The sequence below is a fragment of the Microbacterium sp. NPDC055665 genome (assembly GCF_053618035.1).
In genome coordinates this window covers 1-19,016 of sequence record NZ_JBSHGY010000008.1, presented here as the reverse complement: position 1 = coordinate 19,016, position 19,016 = coordinate 1, and the positions used below count along the sequence as shown (strand labels likewise).

The window sequence follows — 19,016 nt, the reverse complement described above, 5'->3', positions numbered from 1 at the left end:
CGCGCGCGCCTCGCGAGCGGATCAGTCCGCGCGGGGCCGCTCCTGCGCATCCGCCGCCGCCTCGCCCGTCACCGCCTCGCCGGTCGCCGCGTCGTCCAGCGCCGCGTCGTCGAGCGCCGCGTCGACCACGGCATCCACCTCGGCCGACGGGATGATGTCGATCGCCTCGGTGGCCGCCTCGTAGACCTCGGCGAGACTGTCGTCGACGGTCGACTCGTCGATCCAGGCGAGGTCGTCCTCCGAGTGGTCGTACTCGACGGGCACGAGCGCGAAGTCGTCGCCGTATTCCTCGAGCCCCGACATGACGCTGTGGCGCACGGCGGCGCGGGCGTAGCGGTCGCGCAGGATCAGCGGATCCCGCCGCAGATCCTTCATGAACGCGATCATCATGAACCCCATGATGATCGCGAACGGCAGCGCGGCGATGATCGTCACGTTCTGCAGCGACTTGAGGCCGCTCCCCTCCTCGCCGGTGACGAGGAGCACGGCGGCGATCACACCGACCAGCACGCCCCAGACGACCGCGACCCAGCGTGCCGGCTCCGGCCGGCCCTGCTGCGAGAGGGTGCCCATCACGAGGGAGGCGGAATCCGCGCCGGTGACGAAGAAGATCGCGATCAGCAGAATGAGCACGATGCTCGTGATGAGTCCGAACGGCAGGTTCGCGAGCACGCCGAACAGCACTTCCTCCGGCGGGTCGACGGCGAGGTTCGCGCCGTCCATCTGCTGCTTGATCGCCGTGGTGCCGAAGATCGCGAACCAGATGAGCGAGATGACCGAGGGCACCACGATGACCACGGACACGAACTGGCGCAGGCTCCGGCCGCGCGAGATCTTCGCGATGAACATGCCGACGAACGGCGACCACGAGATCCACCACGCCCAGTAGAAGATCGTCCAGCTCGACAGGAACGTCTGCGCCGCCTCGCCCTGCGACGCCGAGCGGCCGATCATCTGCGGCAGGTCCCCGATGAACTGCACGGCGACCGACGGGATCACGTTGAGGATGAGCAGCGTCGGTCCGACGAAGAACACGAAGAACGCCAGCAGCAGGGCGACGACGGCGTTGATGTTCGACAGCGCCCGGATGCCCTTCGAGACGCCCGAGACCGCCGAGGCGATGAAGCACGCGGTGAGCACGGCGATGACCGCGATGAGGATGCCGTTGCCGAGCGGGCCGGCGCCGCTGACGATCTCGACGCCATGCCCGATCTGCAGGGCGCCGAGGCCCAGGGATGCCGCGGTTCCGAACAGCGTGACGATGATCGAGAAGATGTCGATCGTGCGGCCGAGGGGTCCGGTCGTGCGGCCCTCACCCAGCAAAGGGGCGAAGATCGACGAGATGAGCGGGGTGCGTCCGCGGCGGTAGGCGCCGTAGGCGATGGCGCCGCCGACGAGTGCGTAGAACGCCCAGGCCTGCGGACCCCAGTGGTACAGCACCTGGGTCTGCGCCGTGTGCATCGCATCGAGGGTGTTCGCCTCGACGGTTCCCGGCGGCGGGTTCTCGAAGAAGGTCAGCGGCTCGGCCGCACCCCAGAACACCAGGCCGATGCCCATGCCGGCGGCGAACAGCATCGAGATCCACGAGAACATCGAGTACTCGGGCTCTTCGTCGTCGCGGCCGAGGGGGATGCGCCCGTAGCGGCTGAAACCGACGAACAGCATGAACACCAGGATGACCGTGGCGATGGTCGTGAAGAAGAACCCGAAGTACTCCACCACCCAGCCGAGCACGGCCGTGGTGGTGCCGGAGAGGTTGTCGCCGGCGAAGACACCCCACGCGATGAAGGCCACGGTGAGGGCGACCGCGACGCCGAACACGAGCGGGTCGGTGCGGTAGGTGCGGCCGGTCTCCTCGACCGAGACGCCGGGCACGAGGGCCGGGTGCACGCTGCGCGGCGGGACGGCGGCGATGTCGCGGACGATCTTCTTCGCGGCCTCGGTGGCTTTGGCCGGGAGGCGGTTCACGCCCGTGGCGACGGCATCCGTGCGGGGGCGCTGGGGGGTGCTTCCTGCGGAGCGTGCGGGCGGCTTCTCGTCAGGGGTCTCCATGGCACACCATCCTGTCACGCGATATACCGATGCGTGGGTGCGAAAACCGAGGCCAACCGTGTGGATGCCGCGTTTCCCGGGCGTGCCGGATCAGGCCGTCACGCGGAATCAGGCGGTTCCTGTCGCAAACTGCCTGATTCCGCGCGATCGCCTGATCCCACGGCCGGAATCCAGCGGCGACGCTTCCCGCCCGGGCGTGCCGCGACTAGCGCGGGCCGCGGCGACCGACGCCGGCGAACACGGAGTGCAGCAGCGGCAGGGCCGAGACGCAGATCAGGGTGATGCCCAGCGGCGGCAGCGAGGGGACGAGCAGTGCCCCGCCGACGAGCATCGCCGCGAACAGCACGCCCGAGGCGATACGGCGCGCGATGCCCTCGAGCCGGTCGAGGCGGCGTTCGAGTCGTGAGGTGTCGAACGACACGTTGCCGTCGTCGATGCGGGTGATGATCCGGTCGATGCGGCCGGGCAGCTGCCAGGTGGTGCTCATCGTGTCCATCGCCTGGGTCGCGAAGGCCTGCACGATGTTGCCGCTCTCGTCGCGCAGCAGGCGTCCGGCGTAGGGTTCCGCGGCATCCCACACGTTGAACGCCGGGTCGAGTCCGCTGCACATGCCCGACGTCAGCGAGACCGCGCGGATGAGCAGCAGCATGTTCTCGGGCAGCTGCAGCGGGAGCGAGCGCACCATGTCGCCGAACTCCTCGGCGAAGTCGCGGAACTCCCGCGGATCGACCTTGCTCAGTTCGGCGAACCCCATGCCGCCGAAGCGGGCGAACAGCGCGGTCAGGGCTCGTTCGAGCTCATTGGTGTCGGCCGAAGGGAGCAGCACGCCGATCTCCTGCGCGGCGGCGACGAGTCCGCGGCTGTCGCGCCCGGCGACCGCGATGAGGAGGGTGCGCAGCCCATCGCGGAGGCTGTCCGGCACCTCGGCCATCATCCCGAAGTCGATGAACGTGAGCTGGAATCCCCCGGGCACCGAGGGGACCGGCGTCACGAAGATGTTGCCGGGGTGCGGGTCGGCGTGCACGAAGCTGTGCGTGAACACCTGGTCGAACATGACCTCGGCGAATACGGCGGCCACCTCGGACGGGTCGATGCCGGCGGCACGCAGAGCATCCGTGTCATTGATCTTGATGGCGGTGACGTCGGAGAGGGTGAGCACGCGACGGGTCGACCGCTCCCAGACGATCTCGGGGGCAGCCACGCGCGGGTCATCGGCGAAGTACTCGCGGAACCGCTCGGCGCTCGCGGCCTCGTGCAGGTAGTCGATCTCCTCGAGGCTGGTCGCGGCGAACTCCTCGACGAGCGCGGGGGCGTCGACACGATCGGCGACGATGCGCACGCGGGTCAGCCAGCGCGCGACCCGGCGGAGTGCGGCGAGGTCGACCGCGACGATCCCGTCGATGCCCGGACGCTGCACCTTGACCACGACCTGGTCGAGCCCGGTGTCGGCGGCGTCGAGCTCGGAGAGCCGGGCCCGATGCACCTGGCCGAGGGATGCCGCCGCGACCGGGGTGTCGTCGAACCACGCGTACGCGCGCTCGAGCGGGATGCCGAGTTCGGCTTCGGCGAGCGCGCGGATGGCCGCGGTCGGCACGGCCGGAACCTCGTCCTGCAGGCCCTCGAGCTCTTTCGTGATCTCGGGCGGGAGCACGTCGAGGCGCGACGACATGAACTGCCCGACCTTGATCATGAGCCCGCCGAGCTCTACCGCGAGCACATGGAAGCGACGCGCGAACGTCTGCATCCGCTGCCCTCGCGTGCGCTCGGCGATCCGGCTCATGCCGAAACGCGGGAGGACGAGCTCGAACCACCAGATCTTCAGGAACTCGCGGCCCGCGAACGACACGATGCGGCGGTACCTGGCGCGGTGCGCGCCCTGTGCCGCGGCATCCGTCATCGCGTGGTCCTCTCGCAGGCCCTCACCCGATGCCGCACCGTGCGGTCAGTCCTGCGCGAGGATCGAGTACAGCCTACGGCGGGCCTCGTCGAGGATCTCGATGGTCTGCTGCACCTGCTCGGGCGAACCGCTGCGACCGACCTGCGCTGCCGCGGCGGCGAGGTCGACGCCCGCCTTGGGCAGGGCGCTGAAGCGGGCGTTGTCGCGGTTGCCGTCCTTGCCCGACGACTCCCAGGGAGCCGGGGTCTCGGAGCTCTCGTCGGCGACCGCACGGCCGGCCTCGGTGAGCGAGTAGGTCTTGCGGCCGTTCTGCTCGTCGGCCTCGATGAGTCCTTCATCGGCGAGCAGCTGCAGCGTCGGGTACACGGAACCGGCGCTGGGCTTCCAGGTGCCACCGCTGCGCTCGGCGATCTCGTTGATGATCTGGTAGCCGTGCATCGGCTTCTCGGCGAGCAGCGAGAGCACGGCCGTGCGCACATCGCCGCGGGCCATGCGCGAGCCGCCGGACGGGCGGGGCTCGAACGACTTGCGGAGCTGGTCCATCGCCTCGAAGATCGCGGATGCCGGACCGCCGGGTCCCGTGCCGAAGCCGGCGCCGCCGAAGAGGCCGCCGTTGTTCCCGGAGCCGCTGTTGCCGCCGAACGGGTTGGAGGGGAATGCGTTGTTCATGATGACCTCCTGCTGGGGTTGAACGATACTCAACGATATGTCGTTCAGGCTGAAGGTGGGGTGTGAGTTTCAGGAGGGAGTCCGGCTCTCCCGATTCAATCCGAACGCTCGATCAGGCGCGCCCCGAGGAGCGCGGCACCGGTGAAAGCCGCGTCGACTCCGAGCTTCGCCGGCACCACCCGAGCCGCCGCGGGTCCGGGCATGGCGGCCGCCCGATACGCTCGCGCCACCTCGAACAGATAGCTCTCGCCGATCTCGGCGACCCCGCCGCCGACGACGATCACCTCGACATCGAGCGCCGCATTGGCGCTCGCGAGAGCGCGCCCGAGATAGTGCGCGCCGTCGCGGATCACCCGTTCCGCCCGCGCGTCTCCGCCCAGAGCCGCCGCGTGCACCTCGCGCAGCGGGAGGCGCACTCCGGTCTCCTCGAAGAAGGACTGCTCCAGACCGGGACCGGAGGCCACGGCCTCCACGTGGCCGAAGCCACCGCAGGGGCAACGCCGCTCGGCGAGGTTCGGCGGCAGCGAGATCTCCATATGCCCGACCGAGCCCGCCGTTCCGGTGAACCCGCGGCGCAGACCGTCCGCGAGCACGACCGCCCCGCCGATACCGGTGCCGACCGCGACCATCAGCATCGCCTGCGCGCCCGCTCCGGCGCCCCGCTCGGCCTCGGCGACCGCGGCCGCGTGCACGTCGTTGACCACCGAGACCGAGGCGCCGACCGCATCCGCGAGGGCACTCCGCAGGGGGAATCCGACCCAGCAGGCGATCGCATCCGTGGCCGAGGTGATCGTGCCGTCGGGCCCGACCACACCCGCGGTGCCGACTCCGACCGCCTCCACAGGGTCGCCACCGCACACCTCGACCACGGCATCCACCACCGCCTGCACGATGACGGGACCACCCGCTCGAGACGGTGTGGCGATCGTGCGCACCCCGGTCGCCCGGACGAGCCGGTCGGCGTCGCGCTCGAAGCCGGCGACCGCGATCTTCGTGCCGCCGATGTCGACGCCCACGATCATGCGGGGCTCCGAACCGCGGGGGTCACCTCGACGAAGCGTCGTGTGATCGCGATCGGATCCGTGATCGCCCCGCCGACCACCACGGCGAGCGCACCGGCATCGAAGGCCTGACGGACCTGCTCGGGCGTCTGATACCGCCCCTCGGCGATGGTCGGGATGCCGGCGGCGACGAGATCCGCGACCAGCTGCAGGTCCGGCCCCTCCCTGCGCACCGAGTGCGGCGTGTATCCCGAGAGGGTGGTGCCGATCACAGCCGCTCCGGCCTCCCGGGCGCGCAGCCCCTCGTCGAGGGTGGAGACGTCGGCCATCACCGGACGCCCGGTCGCATCCGCGATGTCGCGCAGCAGATCGAATCTCTCGCCCAGCTGCTCGACCGTGGCATCCACCGCGATGATGTCCGCCCCCGCACCCGCGAGCCCGAGCGCCAGCGCGACGTCGGGGGTGATCACGTTGCGCACGCCGTTGAAGACCTTGTGCAGTCCGATGATGGGCGCGCTCGTCGACGGCCGCATGCGCCGGATGTCGTCGGGACCGTTGAGCCGCAGACCGCTAGCCCCTCCGAGCAGCGCCGATTCGGCGAGCGCGGCGATCACCTCCGTGTCGCGCACGGGGCTTCCCGATTGCGCCTGCACCGAGGCGATCAGGCGGCCGGTGATGAGTTCGAGGGGGTCATGCGTCATTTGAGAGCTCCTGCGCTGGCGCCGCCGATGAAGAACTTCTGACCGATCAGGAAGATCACCACGGCCGGAAGGGTGAACATGACGCAGGCGGCCATCAGCGGCCCCCAGGCCACGTCGTTCTCCCCGAAGAAGGCGTACAGACCGATCGAAAGCGTATAGGTGGACTCGTCGTTCAGATAGATGAGGGGGTTGAGGAAGTCGGTCCACGCCCACACGAACTGGAAGATCGCGGCGGTCACGATGGCCGGCCGCGCCAGCGGCAGCACGATCGTCGCGTAGGTGCGGAACTCGGAGGCTCCGTCTAGACGCGCGGCCTCGATCAGCTCGTCCGGCACCGCGAGCAGGAACTGCCGGATCATGAAGATGAAGAACGGCGTGCCGAGGAACGCGGGGACGATCAGCGGCAGATACGTGTTGGTCGCCTCGAGCCCGTTCCACACGAGGAACAGGGGAATGAGGGTGACCTGCGGCGGGAGCATCATGGTGGCCAGCACCAGGATGAGCAGCGGCCGGGATCCGCGCCAGCGCACCTTGGCCAGCGCGTAGGCCACGAGCGGGCACGAGATGACCGTGCCGAGGATGCTCATGCCCGACACGAACAGGGTGTTCCCGAGGTAGCGCCACACCGGGATCTGCTCGAACGCCTCGGCGAAGTTGTCCATCGTCCAGTCGGTCGGCAGCAGCGACGGCGGCGAGGAGAACACGTCGCCCGGCGTCTTGAACGCGGTCGACAGCATCACCAGCAGCGGGAAGAGGAACAGCAGCGCGAGCAGCGCGACCGAGACCTGCTGCCGGACTCGGCGCATCGTGCGGCGCACCCGCCGCGGACGCTTGCGGACGGCGACGTCAGCGTGTGCCATCGTGCACCCACTTCCTCGAGGTCGCGAGCACGATCAGGCTCACGACCAGCGTGATGATGAACAGGGTCCAGGCCATCGCCGACGCGTAGCCCATCTTCAGGAACACGAACGCGTTCTGATACAGGTACATCGCGTACGACAGCATCGACTGCCCCGGCCCGGAGCCGGCCTGATTCAGCCGTTCCTGGGAGAGGATGTACGGCTGCGTGAAGATCTGCAGGAAGCCGATGATGCTCACAATCACCTGGAACAGGGTGACCGGCGAGACGGTCGGCCAGGTGACACTGGTGAAGCGGCGCCACATGCCCGCACCATCCAGTTCGGCGGCCTCGTAGAGCTCCTTCGGGACTTCCTGAAGGGCGGCGAGATAGATGATCATGGTGCCGCCGACGGTCCACAGCGACATCAGGATGATGGCGGGCTTGGTCCATTCAGGTTCCTGCAACCAGGCCGGACCCTCGATGCCGAACCAGGACAGGAAGTAGTTCACGAAGCCGTACTGGGCGTTGAGCAGCCAGCGCCACAGGTAGCCGCCGACGACGACGGGCACGATCGAGGGCAGGTAGACGAGCGCGCGGTAGAGCGGCTGACCCCGCACCGGGGTGTTCAGCAGGTGCGCACCGGCGAGGGCGATGCCGATCGCGAGCGGAACGCCGAAGACCGTGAGGACGGCGGTGTTCGCGAGCGACTTCCAGAAGACGCCGTCGTTGAACATCTGCACGTAATTGGCCAGCCCCACCCACTCCGGGGACTGGAACAGATTGAAGTCGGTGAAGCTGTAGTACGCCGACGCCGCGATCGGGTAGGCGAAGAGGAACAGGAAGCCGACGATGAACGGCGACGCGAACGCGAGTCCGATCAGGGTCGACCGACGGGTGCGACGCCGCCGCGGGGCGCGCCCGCCGGGCCCGACAGGAGCGTTCTCCTGCCGGACCCGGCGCGCTGTTGCAGTGGTCACGGAGCCTCGATCACTTCGTCGAGTAGTTGGCCATGCGCTCCTCGACCGTCGCGATCGCCTCTTCGGGGGTCGCCGTGAGACGGACGACCTCATCGAAGGCGGTGGCGAGGTCGGTGGCGTACTCGGCGCTGTACGGAAGGCTGGCGAGCGACTTCGCGTTCGGGGAGGATGCCGCATCGGCCCACACGCCGAAGTCCTGGAGGCTGTCGAAGGCGGCGCTGCCGGCGAGGGACGTGCGCCCCGGCAGGTTGCCGAGCGCGACGGCGAACTTCTCCATCGGCTCCTCGCTGACGAGGTACGCGAGGAAGGTCGCCGCCTCCTCCTTGTGCTTCGAGTTCGCGGGGATGAAGAGCGTGCTGGCGGTCACCTGCGTGCTGTTCTCGAGCTCCGGTGAGGCGGCAGGGATCGCGGTGACGCCCCACTCGAAGTCCGGGGCGATCTTGGCCGCGGAGGCCGAACGCCATTCGCCGTCGATGATCATCGCGACCTTGCCGCTGAAGAACGGGTCCTGTGCCGAGAGGTACTCGCCCTGGCCGGAGACGAAGGTCGCCATGGCCTCGGCGCCGACCGGCTCGATCACGTTGTCCTGGTACCACTGCAGGGCTTCGAGATTGCCGTCTTCGGCCGGGGTCGGACCGTCGTCGCCGTCCCAGCTGCCGCCGAACGCGTAGCCGAGGGTGGTCAGGGTCGTGCTGTCGTTGGCCGAGCCGAGGCCGAGCTGCGTGATCTTGCCGGATCCGTCGACCACGGTGAGCTTCTCGATCGCGGCGGCGAGCTCGTCCATGGTGGTCGGCGGGGTCACGCCCGCCTCCTTCAGCAGTTGCGTGTTGTAGAGCAGCTGGAAGCTGTGGGTCGCGATCGGCAGCGAGTAGATCTTGCCGTCGTACGTCATCTGCTCCATGGCGCTGGGGATGAAGTCGTCGACCTCGATGCCCTCGGCCGCGATCGCCTCGTCGAGCGGCGCGAGGATGCCCTTCGAGGCCCACGCGCCGACCGTGTTGCCGAAGTTGTCGGAGATGTCGAACGACCCGTTCGAAGACGACATCGAGGTCAGCTGCTTCTGGGTGTCGGGACTGGAGACGCCCTTGACGACGATCTCGTCCTGGCTGTCGTTGAAGTCGGCGATGATCTCTTCGAGCGCCTTGGCCTCTTCGCCGCCCCAGAGGTACGAGAAGGTGATCTCGGTCGGGCCGTCGGCGTCGCCGCCTCCCGCACCGCATCCGGTGAGGGCTGCGACCGTGGCTGTGGTCAGGGCACCGGCGATCAGGGCGCGCCGGTGCATGTGCTGCTTCGTGTACATGGGAGTTCTCCGCTCATCATTGACCTTGCAAAAGGATTGGAATAGACCAATTCGGAACCGCTGAGAACAGACATTGACACATCCGCAGGTTCTCGTCAAGATTGGGTTAGTCCAAAAGGGCAAGACCGGAGGGGTGGCATGTCGTCGATCGAAGGCGTGACGAAGCACGAGCGGGTGCGGCGGCATCTGGAAGAGGTCATCCAGCAGGGGCTCGCCCCACACGAGAAGCTGCCGACCGAGCGCGACCTCGCCGAGTCACTCGAGGTCAACCGTCAGACCGTGCGGCGCGCCCTCGACGAGCTGGAGCGCGACGGGCTGGTCTACCGGCTGCAGGGCGCCGGCACTTTCGTGAGCGCGTCCCGCATCAGCAAGACCTTCGAGCTCACCTCGTTCTCGGAAGACATGCACACGCGCAACATGCGGCCCGGTTCGCTGTCGGTCGATGTCGGCACGGCATCCGCCGGACAGACCGCCGGGTACGCGCTGAATCTCAGCCCGCAGTCGCCCGTGGTCCGCATCCGCCGCGTGCGCACGGCCGATGACATCCCGATCTGCCTCGAGGTCTGCTCGATCTCCGCCGATGCGGTGCCGGGCCTGGAAGACGGCATCGTCGGCGACTCGCTCTACGAGGATCTGCGTTCGCGCTTCGGCATCTCCGCCGTCCGCGCCGACCAGGAGATCCACGCGGTCGTGCTCGACGAGGAGCAGGCGGCGGCACTGCAGACGCCGCCCTTCTCGCCCGCGTTCCTCGTCAAGCGCACGACCTACGACGCCCGCAGCCGTCCGATCGAGTACGCCGAGTCGGTGTACCGCGGCGACCGCTACTCGTACCTGGTCTCCATCTCGCGCCCCTGAATCCCCGTTCCCGGACTCCCGAAACCCGAACTCCCCCGACCCCTCTCGACGAAAGGCACTCCCCGTGTCCGACACGACTCTGCGCCCGCGCATCGCTCTGCTCCCGCTCGACGACCGGCCGGTGAACGTGCGGCTTCCCGGCGACGTCGCCGCGGTGGCCGGAGTGATCCTCGACGTTCCGCCGGCCGAGATCCTGCCCTCGTACCGCGCCGCCGGAGACGCGAGCGCCCTCGGCGCCTGGCTGCTCGACCGCGTCGCCGACCCGGCCACGGTGCATGTGGTGGTGTCGGTCGACATGCTGCTCTACGGCGGGCTGATCGCCAGCCGTACGAGCGCCGACACGACGCGCGAGGTGCTGGAGCGGCTCGATGTGCTGCGCGAGGTGCGTCGCCGCCGGCCGGAGCTGCCGATCTCGGCCGTCTCGCTCGTGACGCGGGCCAGCAATTCGTACTCGGCGGCCGAGGAGCCGGAGTACTGGCGGGAGCACGGCAAGGAGATCCACGCGCTCGGCGGCGACGCGCACCGGCTGCTCGACGAGCCCGACGTGCTGCCGCTGTCGGAGCTGACACCGGTGCCGGCCGAGATCGTGTCCGACTACTCGGCACGGCGGCTGCGCAATCACATCGTGAACCTGTCGACGCTCGCCCTCGTCGAGGATGCGACGCTCGACTTCCTGGCGATCACCGCCGATGACACCGCACCGTTCGCCGCGGGCAGCGCCGAGCAGGTGTGGCTGCGGCACTGGATGCGGATGCTGCCGTCGGGCCGCGACGTGCTCATGTACCCGGGCGCCGACGAGGTGGGGGCGGCACTGGTCGCCCGAGCCCTCGCCGCGAACGCCGGCGTGACCGCCTCGTTCTCGGTCGCGTGTGCGGATGCCGAGGGCATGACGCGCATCCCGCCGTACGAGAACATGTCGCTCGCAGCCTCCGCGAGCCGGCAGATCCGTGCGGCCGGTGCCGTCGAAGTCGCCGAGGGCGGCGATGTGACCCTGGTGCTGCACTCCCCCGATCCCGACCGGCACGACATGTTCCGCGGACGTCCGGATCAGGTGGATGCCGATGCCGTGGCCGGCACGGTCGCGCTGATCCAGGAGCGGTTGGACGCGGGCCTGCACGTGGCCCTCGCCGACGTCCGCTACCCCAACGGCGCCGACGAGGCGCTCGTGCGGGCACTCGCCGAGGCGGGGCTGCTCGGGCGGCTCGAGGCGTTCGGCGGATGGAACACGGCCGGCAACACGCTCGGCAGCGTGGTTGCGGTCGCGGCGGCCGGAGTGGTCGGCCGCGCGACGGGCACGTTCGATGCCCGCGCTGCCCGCATCGCCCTGCTCACCCGCCTGCTGGACGACTTCGCGTACCAGGCGGTCGTGCGCACCGACTCCGGTCCCGCCCTCTTCCCGGATGTCTACCCGATGGCCGACGACGCCCGGGTCGCGACGGCGGAACGGGTCATCCGTGAGGAGTTGACGGCGCTGCTGGAGTCGACACTCCCCGCGGAAGACGTGCGCATCCAGGAGCTGACCCTGCCGTGGCGGCGATCGTTCGAGATCGGGCTCGTGCTGAGTTAGCCGAGCACCTCAGGCGGCGCGATCCGTCGGCAGCGTCAGAACCTCGGCAGCGTCAGCGCGTCGGCAGCGTCAGGATCTCGGCCCCGTCCGCGGTGATCGCAATCGTGTGCTCGGTGTGCGCGGTACGGCATCCGGTGGCGCTCCGCAGGGTCCAGCCGTCGTCGTCGGTGCGCAGCACGTCGGTGTCGGCCATGACCCAGGGTTCGAGCGCGAGCAGGAGTCCCGGGCGCAGTGCGTAACCGCGGCCGGGCCGCCCGTCGTTCGCGATGTGCGGGTCCTGGTGCATGGTCGAGCCGATGCCGTGGCCGCCGAATTCGAGGTTGATGGGGTATCCGGCGTCGCGGAGGACCGTGCCGATCGCGTGCGACAGGTCGCCGGTGCGGGCACCAGGGCGAGCGGCGGCGATGCCGGCGGCGAGCGCGCGCTCGGTCGCCTCGATCATCGCGAGGTCCTCTGCCGCCGGGGCGCCTCCGATAACGAAGCTGATGGCCGCATCGGCCGAGACGCCACGCAGGGTGACGGCCAGGTCGAGAGTGAGCAGGTCTCCCGGCCGGAGTGCGTAGTCGTGGGGCATGCCGTGCAGCACGGCATCGTTCACGGCGGTGCACACGTAGTGCCCGAACGGACCACGGCCGAACGAGGGTGCGTAGTCGACGTAGCAGGAGTCGGCGCCGGCATCCTCGATCAGCTGCTTCGCCCTGCGGTCGAGGTCGAGCAGATTCACGCCGACCGCGGCGAGGGATTTCAACGACTGCAGGATGTCGCCGACGAGCGCGCCGGCCGCCCTCGCGCGCACGAGCTCGTCGGCGTTCAGGATCTCGATCATGGGCTCTCTCCCGTTGGTACCAATAACTATCCCGGTAACACTATCCCGGTATTAGTATGGGCATCATGATGGTCCGGATGCCGCTCACCCCCGCCGAGCTCGAGCGGGGCGAGCGCCTGGGCGCCCTGCTGCGTCGAGCCCGCGGCGAGCGGTCGATGCTGAGCATCGCGCTCGACGCCGGCATCTCCCCCGAGACCCTGCGCAAGATCGAGTCCGGACGAGTGGCCACCCCCGCCTTCTCGACGATCGCGGCGATCGCCGGCGTCCTCGAGATCTCGCTGGATGCGGTCTGGGCCGAGGTCGGTTCCCGCACGGACGACGCCTCGGCTCGCCGCATCGCCTCCTGAGTCGGACGGCGTTCCGCGCCGCACCCCTCCGGCCACTGCCGTGGCTGCCGGATCGCTGCCCGTGGCCGCCCGATCGCTGCCCGACACTGCGCAGTTCTGCATACCCGCCCGCGAAGCGCAAGCCTGGTGACCCCCACAGGAAGTCATGTTTAGCTCGGAGGATTGTCGACTTGGGGGAGTGAGACGTTTGTCACAGAGCATTCAGCCGGAGAGCATTCAGCCGGAGAGCAGCAGTCGCGGGAACAGCATCCGCGTGAGCGTCGTGGTGCCGGTGTTCCGGCCGGGGCCATCGTTCGATGACCTCATCGCGTCGCTCGATCGGCAGACGCTCGACCCCGACGCGTTCGAGGTACTGCTGTGCGACGACGGCTCGGGCGAGCCGACCGGCGAGCGCCTGGCCGCCATCGCCCGCACACGTCCGAACGTGCGGGTGCTCTCGCTGGAGCACTCCGGGTGGCCCGGAATGCCGCGCAACCACGGCATCGATGCGGCCCGAGGGAAGTACGTGCAGTTCGTCGACCAGGACGACTACCTGTTCGACGGCGCGCTCGAGAAGCTGTGCGACTACGCGGACGCGAACGCGTCCGACGTCATCGTCGGCAAGGAGGTGGGGATCGGCCGCCCGCTGCCGAGCCGGATCTTCCGCAAGGACATCCCCCGGGCGACGCTGGGCACCGATCCGCTGCTCGAGATGCTCACACCGCACAAGATGTTCCGCACGGCGTTCCTGCGCACGAACGGCATCCGCTTCCCGGAGGGGCGCGTGCGGCTGGAGGATCACATGTTCGTGATGCAGGCGTACTTCGCCGCCTCGACGATCTCGATCCTCGCGAGCGAGCCCTGCTACGCCTGGGTGAAGCAGCCGGGCAGCGCGAGCTCCGCGCGGATCGAGCCCGAGACGTACTTCCCGCACCTGGAGACCGTGCTCGACATCGTCGAGGCACACACCGAGCCGGGGCGCCTGCGCGACCGGCTGCTGCGACACTGGTTCCGCGGCAAGATCCTCAAGCGCATCGCGGGGCGGCGCATGGTCAACTACCCCGACGAGTATCGCGACCGCCTGCTGGATGTCGTGGTCCCGCTGACGCAGCGGCGGTTCGGGCCGGGCGTGGATGCCGGTCTCGGGGTCGCGAACCGGATCCGCGCGGCACTGCTGCGGGCCGATCGTCGTGACGACCTGGTGCGTCTGGCCGAGTTCGAGGCGGGCCTGGAGTGCCGCGCGACCGTGACAGCCGCGCACTGGTCGCGGGGCGGCGGGCTGCACCTCACGCTTCGCATCGACATCACGCAGGGCGGGAAGGATGCGCTGGTGTTCGAGACATCCCGCTCGGATGCACCTGCTCCCGGTGCGCGGAACGTCGGCGTGAGCGGCACCGACGCGAGCACCGCCGGCGCGGGCACTCCCGCGGCGACGTCCCCCGGCGCCAAGAAGATCACGCGGCTGACGTCGCTGCCCCTGTCGTCTCTCGAAGGGCTCCCCGCGAATCTTCTGGTCGTGGATCGCGAGCTTCGCAACGATCGTGTGGATCTGATCCTCCGCGACGGCACCGGCACGGAGCGCGTCCTCTCCGGCCGCCGCCCCCGCGACCTCTCCGCCGTCGCCGTCTCGATCGATCCGGTTCGCGCGTTCGAGCGCACGGACGAGTCCCGAGGCGGCCCTCTCAGCGTCAAGGTCCGCCGGGCGGGGTGGACGTTCGACGTTCCCCTCGAGGCCGAGCCTGCGGTGCTCGCTCGCGTCGGCCGCTCGCCGATCCTCGCGGGGCGCACCTGCACGCTCGCGGTGGGCGAGGGGGGCGCGGTGCAGCTGCATCGCGAGTGGCCGGGCGGCGGACTCAAGGATGCAGCGGGGCGGGCGGTTCGCCGCATCCGTCGCGCCGTGCGGCGGCACTGACCGCGCCGTCGCGGGGCTGAGCCCTCCGCCCGACGGCACCGGCCCTCCGCCGCGGCGCTGATCCGCCCGCCCCTCGGCTTGCTCCATCGAACGAATAACGATAGATTCCTGTTGTTCTTCGATGAAGGAGTGAGCATGGGGAAGACGATGATCGTCGTTCTGCGCATCGTGATCGCGGTGGCGCTGCTGGGTTCGGTGGCGGTGCAGGCGCTCATCGTGCCGCTGCTGTGGCTCGACCTCGCCGAGGAGGAGCTGTGGGGCCGGATCGTGCTGGTGTCGCTCGTGGTGCTGGGCGTCGGCACGCTGCAGGTGTTCGGGGTGTGCGTGTGGATGCTGCTGACGAGGGTGCGGCGCGGGTCGATCTTCTCGGAGTCGTCGTTCCGCTACGTCGACGTGATCATCGGCGCGATCCTCGTCGCCGCGGTGCTCACGTGGATCCTGGCTGCACTGCTCGCGCCGGGGGCGACGGCGCCGGGGGTCGTGGCGCTGATCGGCGGCGCCGGGGTCGTGCTCGCCGGGATGGCACTGCTCGTGGTCGTCATGAAGGCGTTGCTGCGGCAGGCGATCGACCGCGAGGCCGAGGCGCGAGCGCTGCGCTCCGAGCTCGACGACGAGGTGATCTGATGCCGGTGGTGGTCGACATCGACGTGATGATGGCGCGACGGAAGATGAGCGTCGGCGAGCTGGCCGAGCGGATCGGGATCACGCCGACCAACCTCGCGGTTCTGAAGAACGGTCGCGCGAAGGCGGTGCGCTTCACGACGTTGGACGCCCTGTGCGCGGTGCTGGAGTGTCAGCCGGGGGACCTGCTGCGGTGGGAGCCCGAAGCCGGTTGACGCACGAAGCCCCGCGGTCCGCCCGCGGGGCTTCGCGTCGATCGATCAGCGCAGCACGAACTCGACGGTCGTGACGTTGCCGGCGACGTCGTGGACGAGGAGGGTGTTCTCGCCCTTGACCCCTCCGAACGTTCCCGGCTTCACGAAGTTGAGGTCGGACCAGACGTTGTTCGAGAGGTCCTTCCCGACGCCGTTGAGCTCGAGCCGGTCGATCTTGCCGGCATCGTGGAGCTTGAAGCTGACCTTGTCGTAGGCCGTCGCATCGCCGACGGTGAACGAGTCGCCGGTCTTGACGGTCACGGTGGGGGCCGTGGCGTCGACGGTGAGATCGAACGTGGACGTCTTCGAGATGTTGCCCGCGGCATCCTGCGCGTTGTACTTGATCGTGTACGCCCCGTCGGGGAGCGTCACAGTCGCGACGTGCGAGCCGGTGGTGCCGGTGGCCTTGGACTGCGTGCTCTTGACGAGCGTGCCTCCCTGGTAGATGTTCGCGACGATGCGGGCGAGCCCCACCTCGTCGGACGCGTCGACGCGGATGTCGATGGCCTTCGACGGACCGGCCGTGGTCGGACTGACGAGCGTCACCTGCGGGCGGGTGGTGTCGGGCACCTGTCCGGCGACGAACGAGACCGTCGTCTTCTCGGAGCGGTTGCCGTACATGTCGACGGCGGTGACCTCGGCGATGTAGCTCGCCCCCTTGGTGAGGGTGATGAGCGGGGCGTCGGCCTGACGTCCGTTGCGGATCGCGAGCGGGATCTCGAGGATGCTCGGGCGCGGCGCGATCTGGAAGTCGGCGAGCACCTTCGCGCCGGCGCGGATCGGCAGCGCCTCGACGCCGGTGGCTGCGTCGCGGACCCGCACGTCATAGCCGTAGACGGACTCGTCGTCGGTGGCAGCGGGCACGCGGAGGATGTCGGCGCCGGATGCGGTCACGGTGTGCTCGGGCGCACCCTGCTGGACCGGTGCGACGTTGTCACGCGCGGCCGAGGTGTAGTCGAAGTTGGCGCGCACCTCCTCGGGCGTCGTGCCGTCGAGGCGGACCGTCCAGGTCGGACCGGCGAGCGTGCCGGCGCTGGCGAAGGGGTAACCGGCCTGGTACGCACCCCAGGCGCCGTTCGTGTAGGTGCGATCCTCGTCGGCGGCGAAGTTGATGCGGTCGATCTCGGTGCGGTCGGCGTATACCTCGACGTACAGGGCCTGCGCCGTGGGGATCGTGAACTCGTCCCAGAGGGCGTTGCCGTAGATCTGATACGCGTCGTGCGGGGTCTCGGTGTACGACATGGATCCGTCGTTCACGGCCGTGAACCCGCCCTGCCAGATGGAGCGCTCGTCGTTCAGGTGCAGGTGCGAGTGACCCGAGAAGTAGACCGCCTGCGGGTATCCGGAGAGGTCGGCGGTGAGGGTGGCGTTCGAGGCCTGCGCTCCGTCGTAGACCGTGCTGGCGGTCGGACGGTGGCCGACGACGAAGATCGGGGTGTTGAGGGCATCCGGCTCGGCGGAGAGCGCGGCGAGGCGACCCTGGAGCCAGGTGCGCTGCGCGCCCGAGTAGCGCTCGGTGTCGATGACGAGGAACGTCTGGCCGTCGATCGACTTCTCGTAGTAGCCGCCGGTCGCGTTCGGGAACCAGTCGCCGTAGTACTTCGCCATGTCGGCGTTGCCCACGTCGTGGTTGCCGTGCGACATCAGGATCGGGGTGTCATCGAGTCCGAGGCGGTCGATGTTCTCGTCGAAGATCGTCTTCACGACCTGGTGGTCGGGCGCGGTGTTGTTGTTGTTGTCGTTGATCTGGTCGCCGTTGGAGATGATCAGATCCGGGTCGGGGTTGATCGACGCGAGGGTGTCGAAGTGGCTCTTCCAGATGCCCCGGTTCTTCTCTGTGAGCGCCGACGTATGCACGTCGCTCATCACGAAGAACGAGGTGAGCGGCTTCTCATCGGTCTTGATGATGTAACCCTCGATCTCGGCGGGCGAGGTCGCGCCGCCCTTGATCGAGACCGCGGCGAGGTTCGTCGTCTCGTCGATGACCAGTGGCTTCTTGTAGAGCGGGCTCTTCGCGGTCGGCGTCGATCCGTCGAGCGTGTACCTGATCTGCGCGCCCTGTGGCGCGGTGAGCGTGACGGTCTTCGACTCGGTGAATCGGCCGCCGTCGTGACTGAATGTCGGTGCCGCGAGCTCCTCGGCGGCGTTCGCCGCCGTGAGGGGGAATGCGACGGCGGCGGCCACGGCCGCGAGCGTGCACACTCCTGCGATCTGTCTCTTCACTTCATCCTCTTCCACGTGTGTATCTACGACGCACCGCACCGGCGCTGAGACGACGCTAGGGAGCCGTTCCAGCCGGGGAGCGGCGAAAGCAGGAACGTTAGGTAAACAACTTTGCGGTCAGTGGCCGGGATCCCCCGAAAAGAAGTGAATACAAGATCACGGTGCTGTTCCGCCGTTCCCTGCCGACGGACACGCCGCGCCGCGAACGCTCTCCGGAGCGCGGCGTGCTGGCCAGTCGACGACCGCTCGCCGGAGCCGGGTCACGCGGACCGTCACGCGGCGGCCACTCGCCGGAGCCAGGTCATGCGGCGATGTCGAAGCGGGCGCGTCCGCCGAGTCGCGGAATGCGGGTGGGGTCGACGTGCGGGGGTGGGAGGAACCACACTCGTCCCCCGGTCCCGTATCGGGGATGGTCGATTCGGATGTCCCATCCGTTGTCGTGGATGCGGTGGTGACACGTCTCACACAGCAACACCCCGTTGCTGAGGTCGGTGGGGCCGTGGTCGCGTTTCCACCAGCGGATGTGGTGCGCTTTCGTCATCTCCGGTGGCAGCCCGCACATCGCGCATCCGCCGTCGCGTTCGGCCAGGGCGAGGCGTTGCGCCCGGGTGAACAGGCGTTTCTCCCGACCCCAGTCGAGCACTTCACTGTCCGTCCCGAGGACACAGGGGATGATGCCGCCGCCGGCGGCCATCCGCCGCGCTGCCCCGATGCTGACGGGCTGGTCGAGACCGTCCACTGTCGCGGATCCGGTGCCGGTTTCGAGGTCTGAGAGGTTCATCCGGATGATCACGGTGGCCCCGGCGACCGGGATCCGCGTCTGGCAGCCGAGGACGTGCGCGCAGAACACCGCGAGCGCGTCGGCTTGCATCATGGGGACCGTGCGCCGGTCCGCATCGGGGGCATCAGTGTCGGGGGCGTCATTCCGGGCGGCGAACGCGGCGGTCACGAACCCGCGGATCGCGGTCACGATCGGGGCGGCGGTCTCGGCATC

The 19,016-nt window shown here is 69.1% G+C and carries 17 protein-coding genes; 6 read left to right on the top strand and 11 right to left on the bottom strand.

Annotated elements, in window-relative coordinates:
* Positions 1–21 precede the first annotated feature (21 nt).
* From ACWGO6_RS15450 to ACWGO6_RS15415, 8 genes are all read right to left on the bottom strand, one after another.
* A complete protein-coding gene (locus tag ACWGO6_RS15450) occupies positions 22–2,052 on the bottom strand; it encodes a BCCT family transporter (protein ID WP_452327167.1) in 2,031 nt (676 codons plus the stop codon).
* Positions 2,053–2,257: 205 nt separating this feature from the next.
* Complete coding sequence (locus tag ACWGO6_RS15445) at positions 2,258–3,949, bottom strand: ABC1 kinase family protein (protein WP_452327166.1); 1,692 nt, start codon at positions 3,947–3,949, stop codon at positions 2,258–2,260.
* Between the two features lie 45 nt (positions 3,950–3,994).
* Complete coding sequence (locus ACWGO6_RS15440; RefSeq protein ID WP_452327165.1) at positions 3,995–4,618, bottom strand: PadR family transcriptional regulator; 624 nt, start codon at positions 4,616–4,618, stop codon at positions 3,995–3,997.
* Positions 4,619–4,713: 95 nt separating this feature from the next.
* Positions 4,714–5,640, bottom strand: coding sequence for an ROK family protein (locus tag ACWGO6_RS15435; protein WP_452327164.1), 927 nt, complete (start codon positions 5,638–5,640; stop codon positions 4,714–4,716).
* Positions 5,637–6,320 (bottom strand): N-acetylmannosamine-6-phosphate 2-epimerase, encoded by a 684-nt coding sequence (locus ACWGO6_RS15430; RefSeq protein WP_452327163.1) that lies wholly within the window; start codon positions 6,318–6,320, stop codon positions 5,637–5,639. Before ACWGO6_RS15430 ends, ACWGO6_RS15435 begins: the two co-directional genes overlap by 4 nt.
* A complete protein-coding gene (locus ACWGO6_RS15425) occupies positions 6,317–7,180 on the bottom strand; it encodes a carbohydrate ABC transporter permease (RefSeq protein WP_452327162.1) in 864 nt (287 codons plus the stop codon). The genes ACWGO6_RS15430 and ACWGO6_RS15425 overlap by 4 nt, the downstream gene beginning before the upstream one ends.
* A complete protein-coding gene (locus ACWGO6_RS15420) occupies positions 7,167–8,138 on the bottom strand; it encodes a carbohydrate ABC transporter permease (RefSeq protein WP_452327161.1) in 972 nt (323 codons plus the stop codon). The genes ACWGO6_RS15425 and ACWGO6_RS15420 overlap by 14 nt, the downstream gene beginning before the upstream one ends.
* Positions 8,139–8,148: 10 nt before the next feature.
* Entirely contained in the window at positions 8,149–9,438 is a 1,290-nt protein-coding gene (locus ACWGO6_RS15415; RefSeq protein WP_452327160.1) for an ABC transporter substrate-binding protein, read from the bottom strand.
* A gap of 138 nt (positions 9,439–9,576) precedes the next feature.
* Here ACWGO6_RS15415 and ACWGO6_RS15410 point away from each other — a divergent pair, with 138 nt between their 5' ends.
* Both ACWGO6_RS15410 and ACWGO6_RS15405 read left to right on the top strand, forming a co-directional pair.
* Positions 9,577–10,293, top strand: a complete 717-nt coding sequence (locus ACWGO6_RS15410) for a GntR family transcriptional regulator (RefSeq protein ID WP_452327159.1) — start codon at positions 9,577–9,579, stop codon at positions 10,291–10,293.
* A gap of 64 nt (positions 10,294–10,357) precedes the next feature.
* The gene (locus ACWGO6_RS15405) at positions 10,358–11,860 is read left to right on the top strand and encodes a DUF4127 family protein (RefSeq protein ID WP_452327158.1); all 1,503 of its coding nucleotides are present in this window, start codon (positions 10,358–10,360) and stop codon (positions 11,858–11,860) included.
* Between the two features lie 52 nt (positions 11,861–11,912).
* Here ACWGO6_RS15405 and map read toward each other — a convergent pair whose 3' ends face one another.
* The gene (gene map / locus ACWGO6_RS15400) at positions 11,913–12,686 is read right to left on the bottom strand and encodes a type I methionyl aminopeptidase (RefSeq protein WP_452327157.1); all 774 of its coding nucleotides are present in this window, start codon (positions 12,684–12,686) and stop codon (positions 11,913–11,915) included.
* A 68-nt stretch (positions 12,687–12,754) separates the two neighbouring features.
* Between map and ACWGO6_RS15395 the strand changes: the two genes are divergently transcribed.
* The 4 genes from ACWGO6_RS15395 to ACWGO6_RS15380 all read left to right on the top strand — a co-directional run bounded on the left by ACWGO6_RS15395 (position 12,755) and on the right by ACWGO6_RS15380 (position 15,760).
* Positions 12,755–13,033 carry a helix-turn-helix domain-containing protein gene (locus ACWGO6_RS15395; protein WP_452327222.1) on the top strand — a complete coding sequence of 93 codons (279 nt, stop codon included), beginning with the start codon at positions 12,755–12,757 and terminating at the stop codon, positions 13,031–13,033.
* A gap of 253 nt (positions 13,034–13,286) precedes the next feature.
* Positions 13,287–14,924 (top strand): glycosyltransferase family 2 protein, encoded by a 1,638-nt coding sequence (locus ACWGO6_RS15390; protein WP_452327156.1) that lies wholly within the window; start codon positions 13,287–13,289, stop codon positions 14,922–14,924.
* A gap of 135 nt (positions 14,925–15,059) precedes the next feature.
* A complete protein-coding gene (locus tag ACWGO6_RS15385) occupies positions 15,060–15,548 on the top strand; it encodes a DUF2975 domain-containing protein (RefSeq protein WP_452327155.1) in 489 nt (162 codons plus the stop codon).
* Entirely contained in the window at positions 15,548–15,760 is a 213-nt protein-coding gene (locus tag ACWGO6_RS15380) for a helix-turn-helix domain-containing protein (protein ID WP_452327154.1), read from the top strand. The genes ACWGO6_RS15385 and ACWGO6_RS15380 overlap by 1 nt, the downstream gene beginning before the upstream one ends.
* A gap of 45 nt (positions 15,761–15,805) precedes the next feature.
* On the opposite strand, the gene ACWGO6_RS15375 is transcribed toward ACWGO6_RS15380, so the two are convergent.
* A complete protein-coding gene (locus ACWGO6_RS15375; RefSeq protein WP_452327153.1) occupies positions 15,806–18,022 on the bottom strand; it encodes a chitobiase/beta-hexosaminidase C-terminal domain-containing protein in 2,217 nt (738 codons plus the stop codon).
* 301 nt (positions 18,023–18,323) lie between these two features.
* A partial coding sequence (locus ACWGO6_RS15370) for a DUF222 domain-containing protein (RefSeq protein ID WP_452327152.1) occupies positions 18,324–19,016 on the bottom strand: 693 nt, incomplete at its 5' end.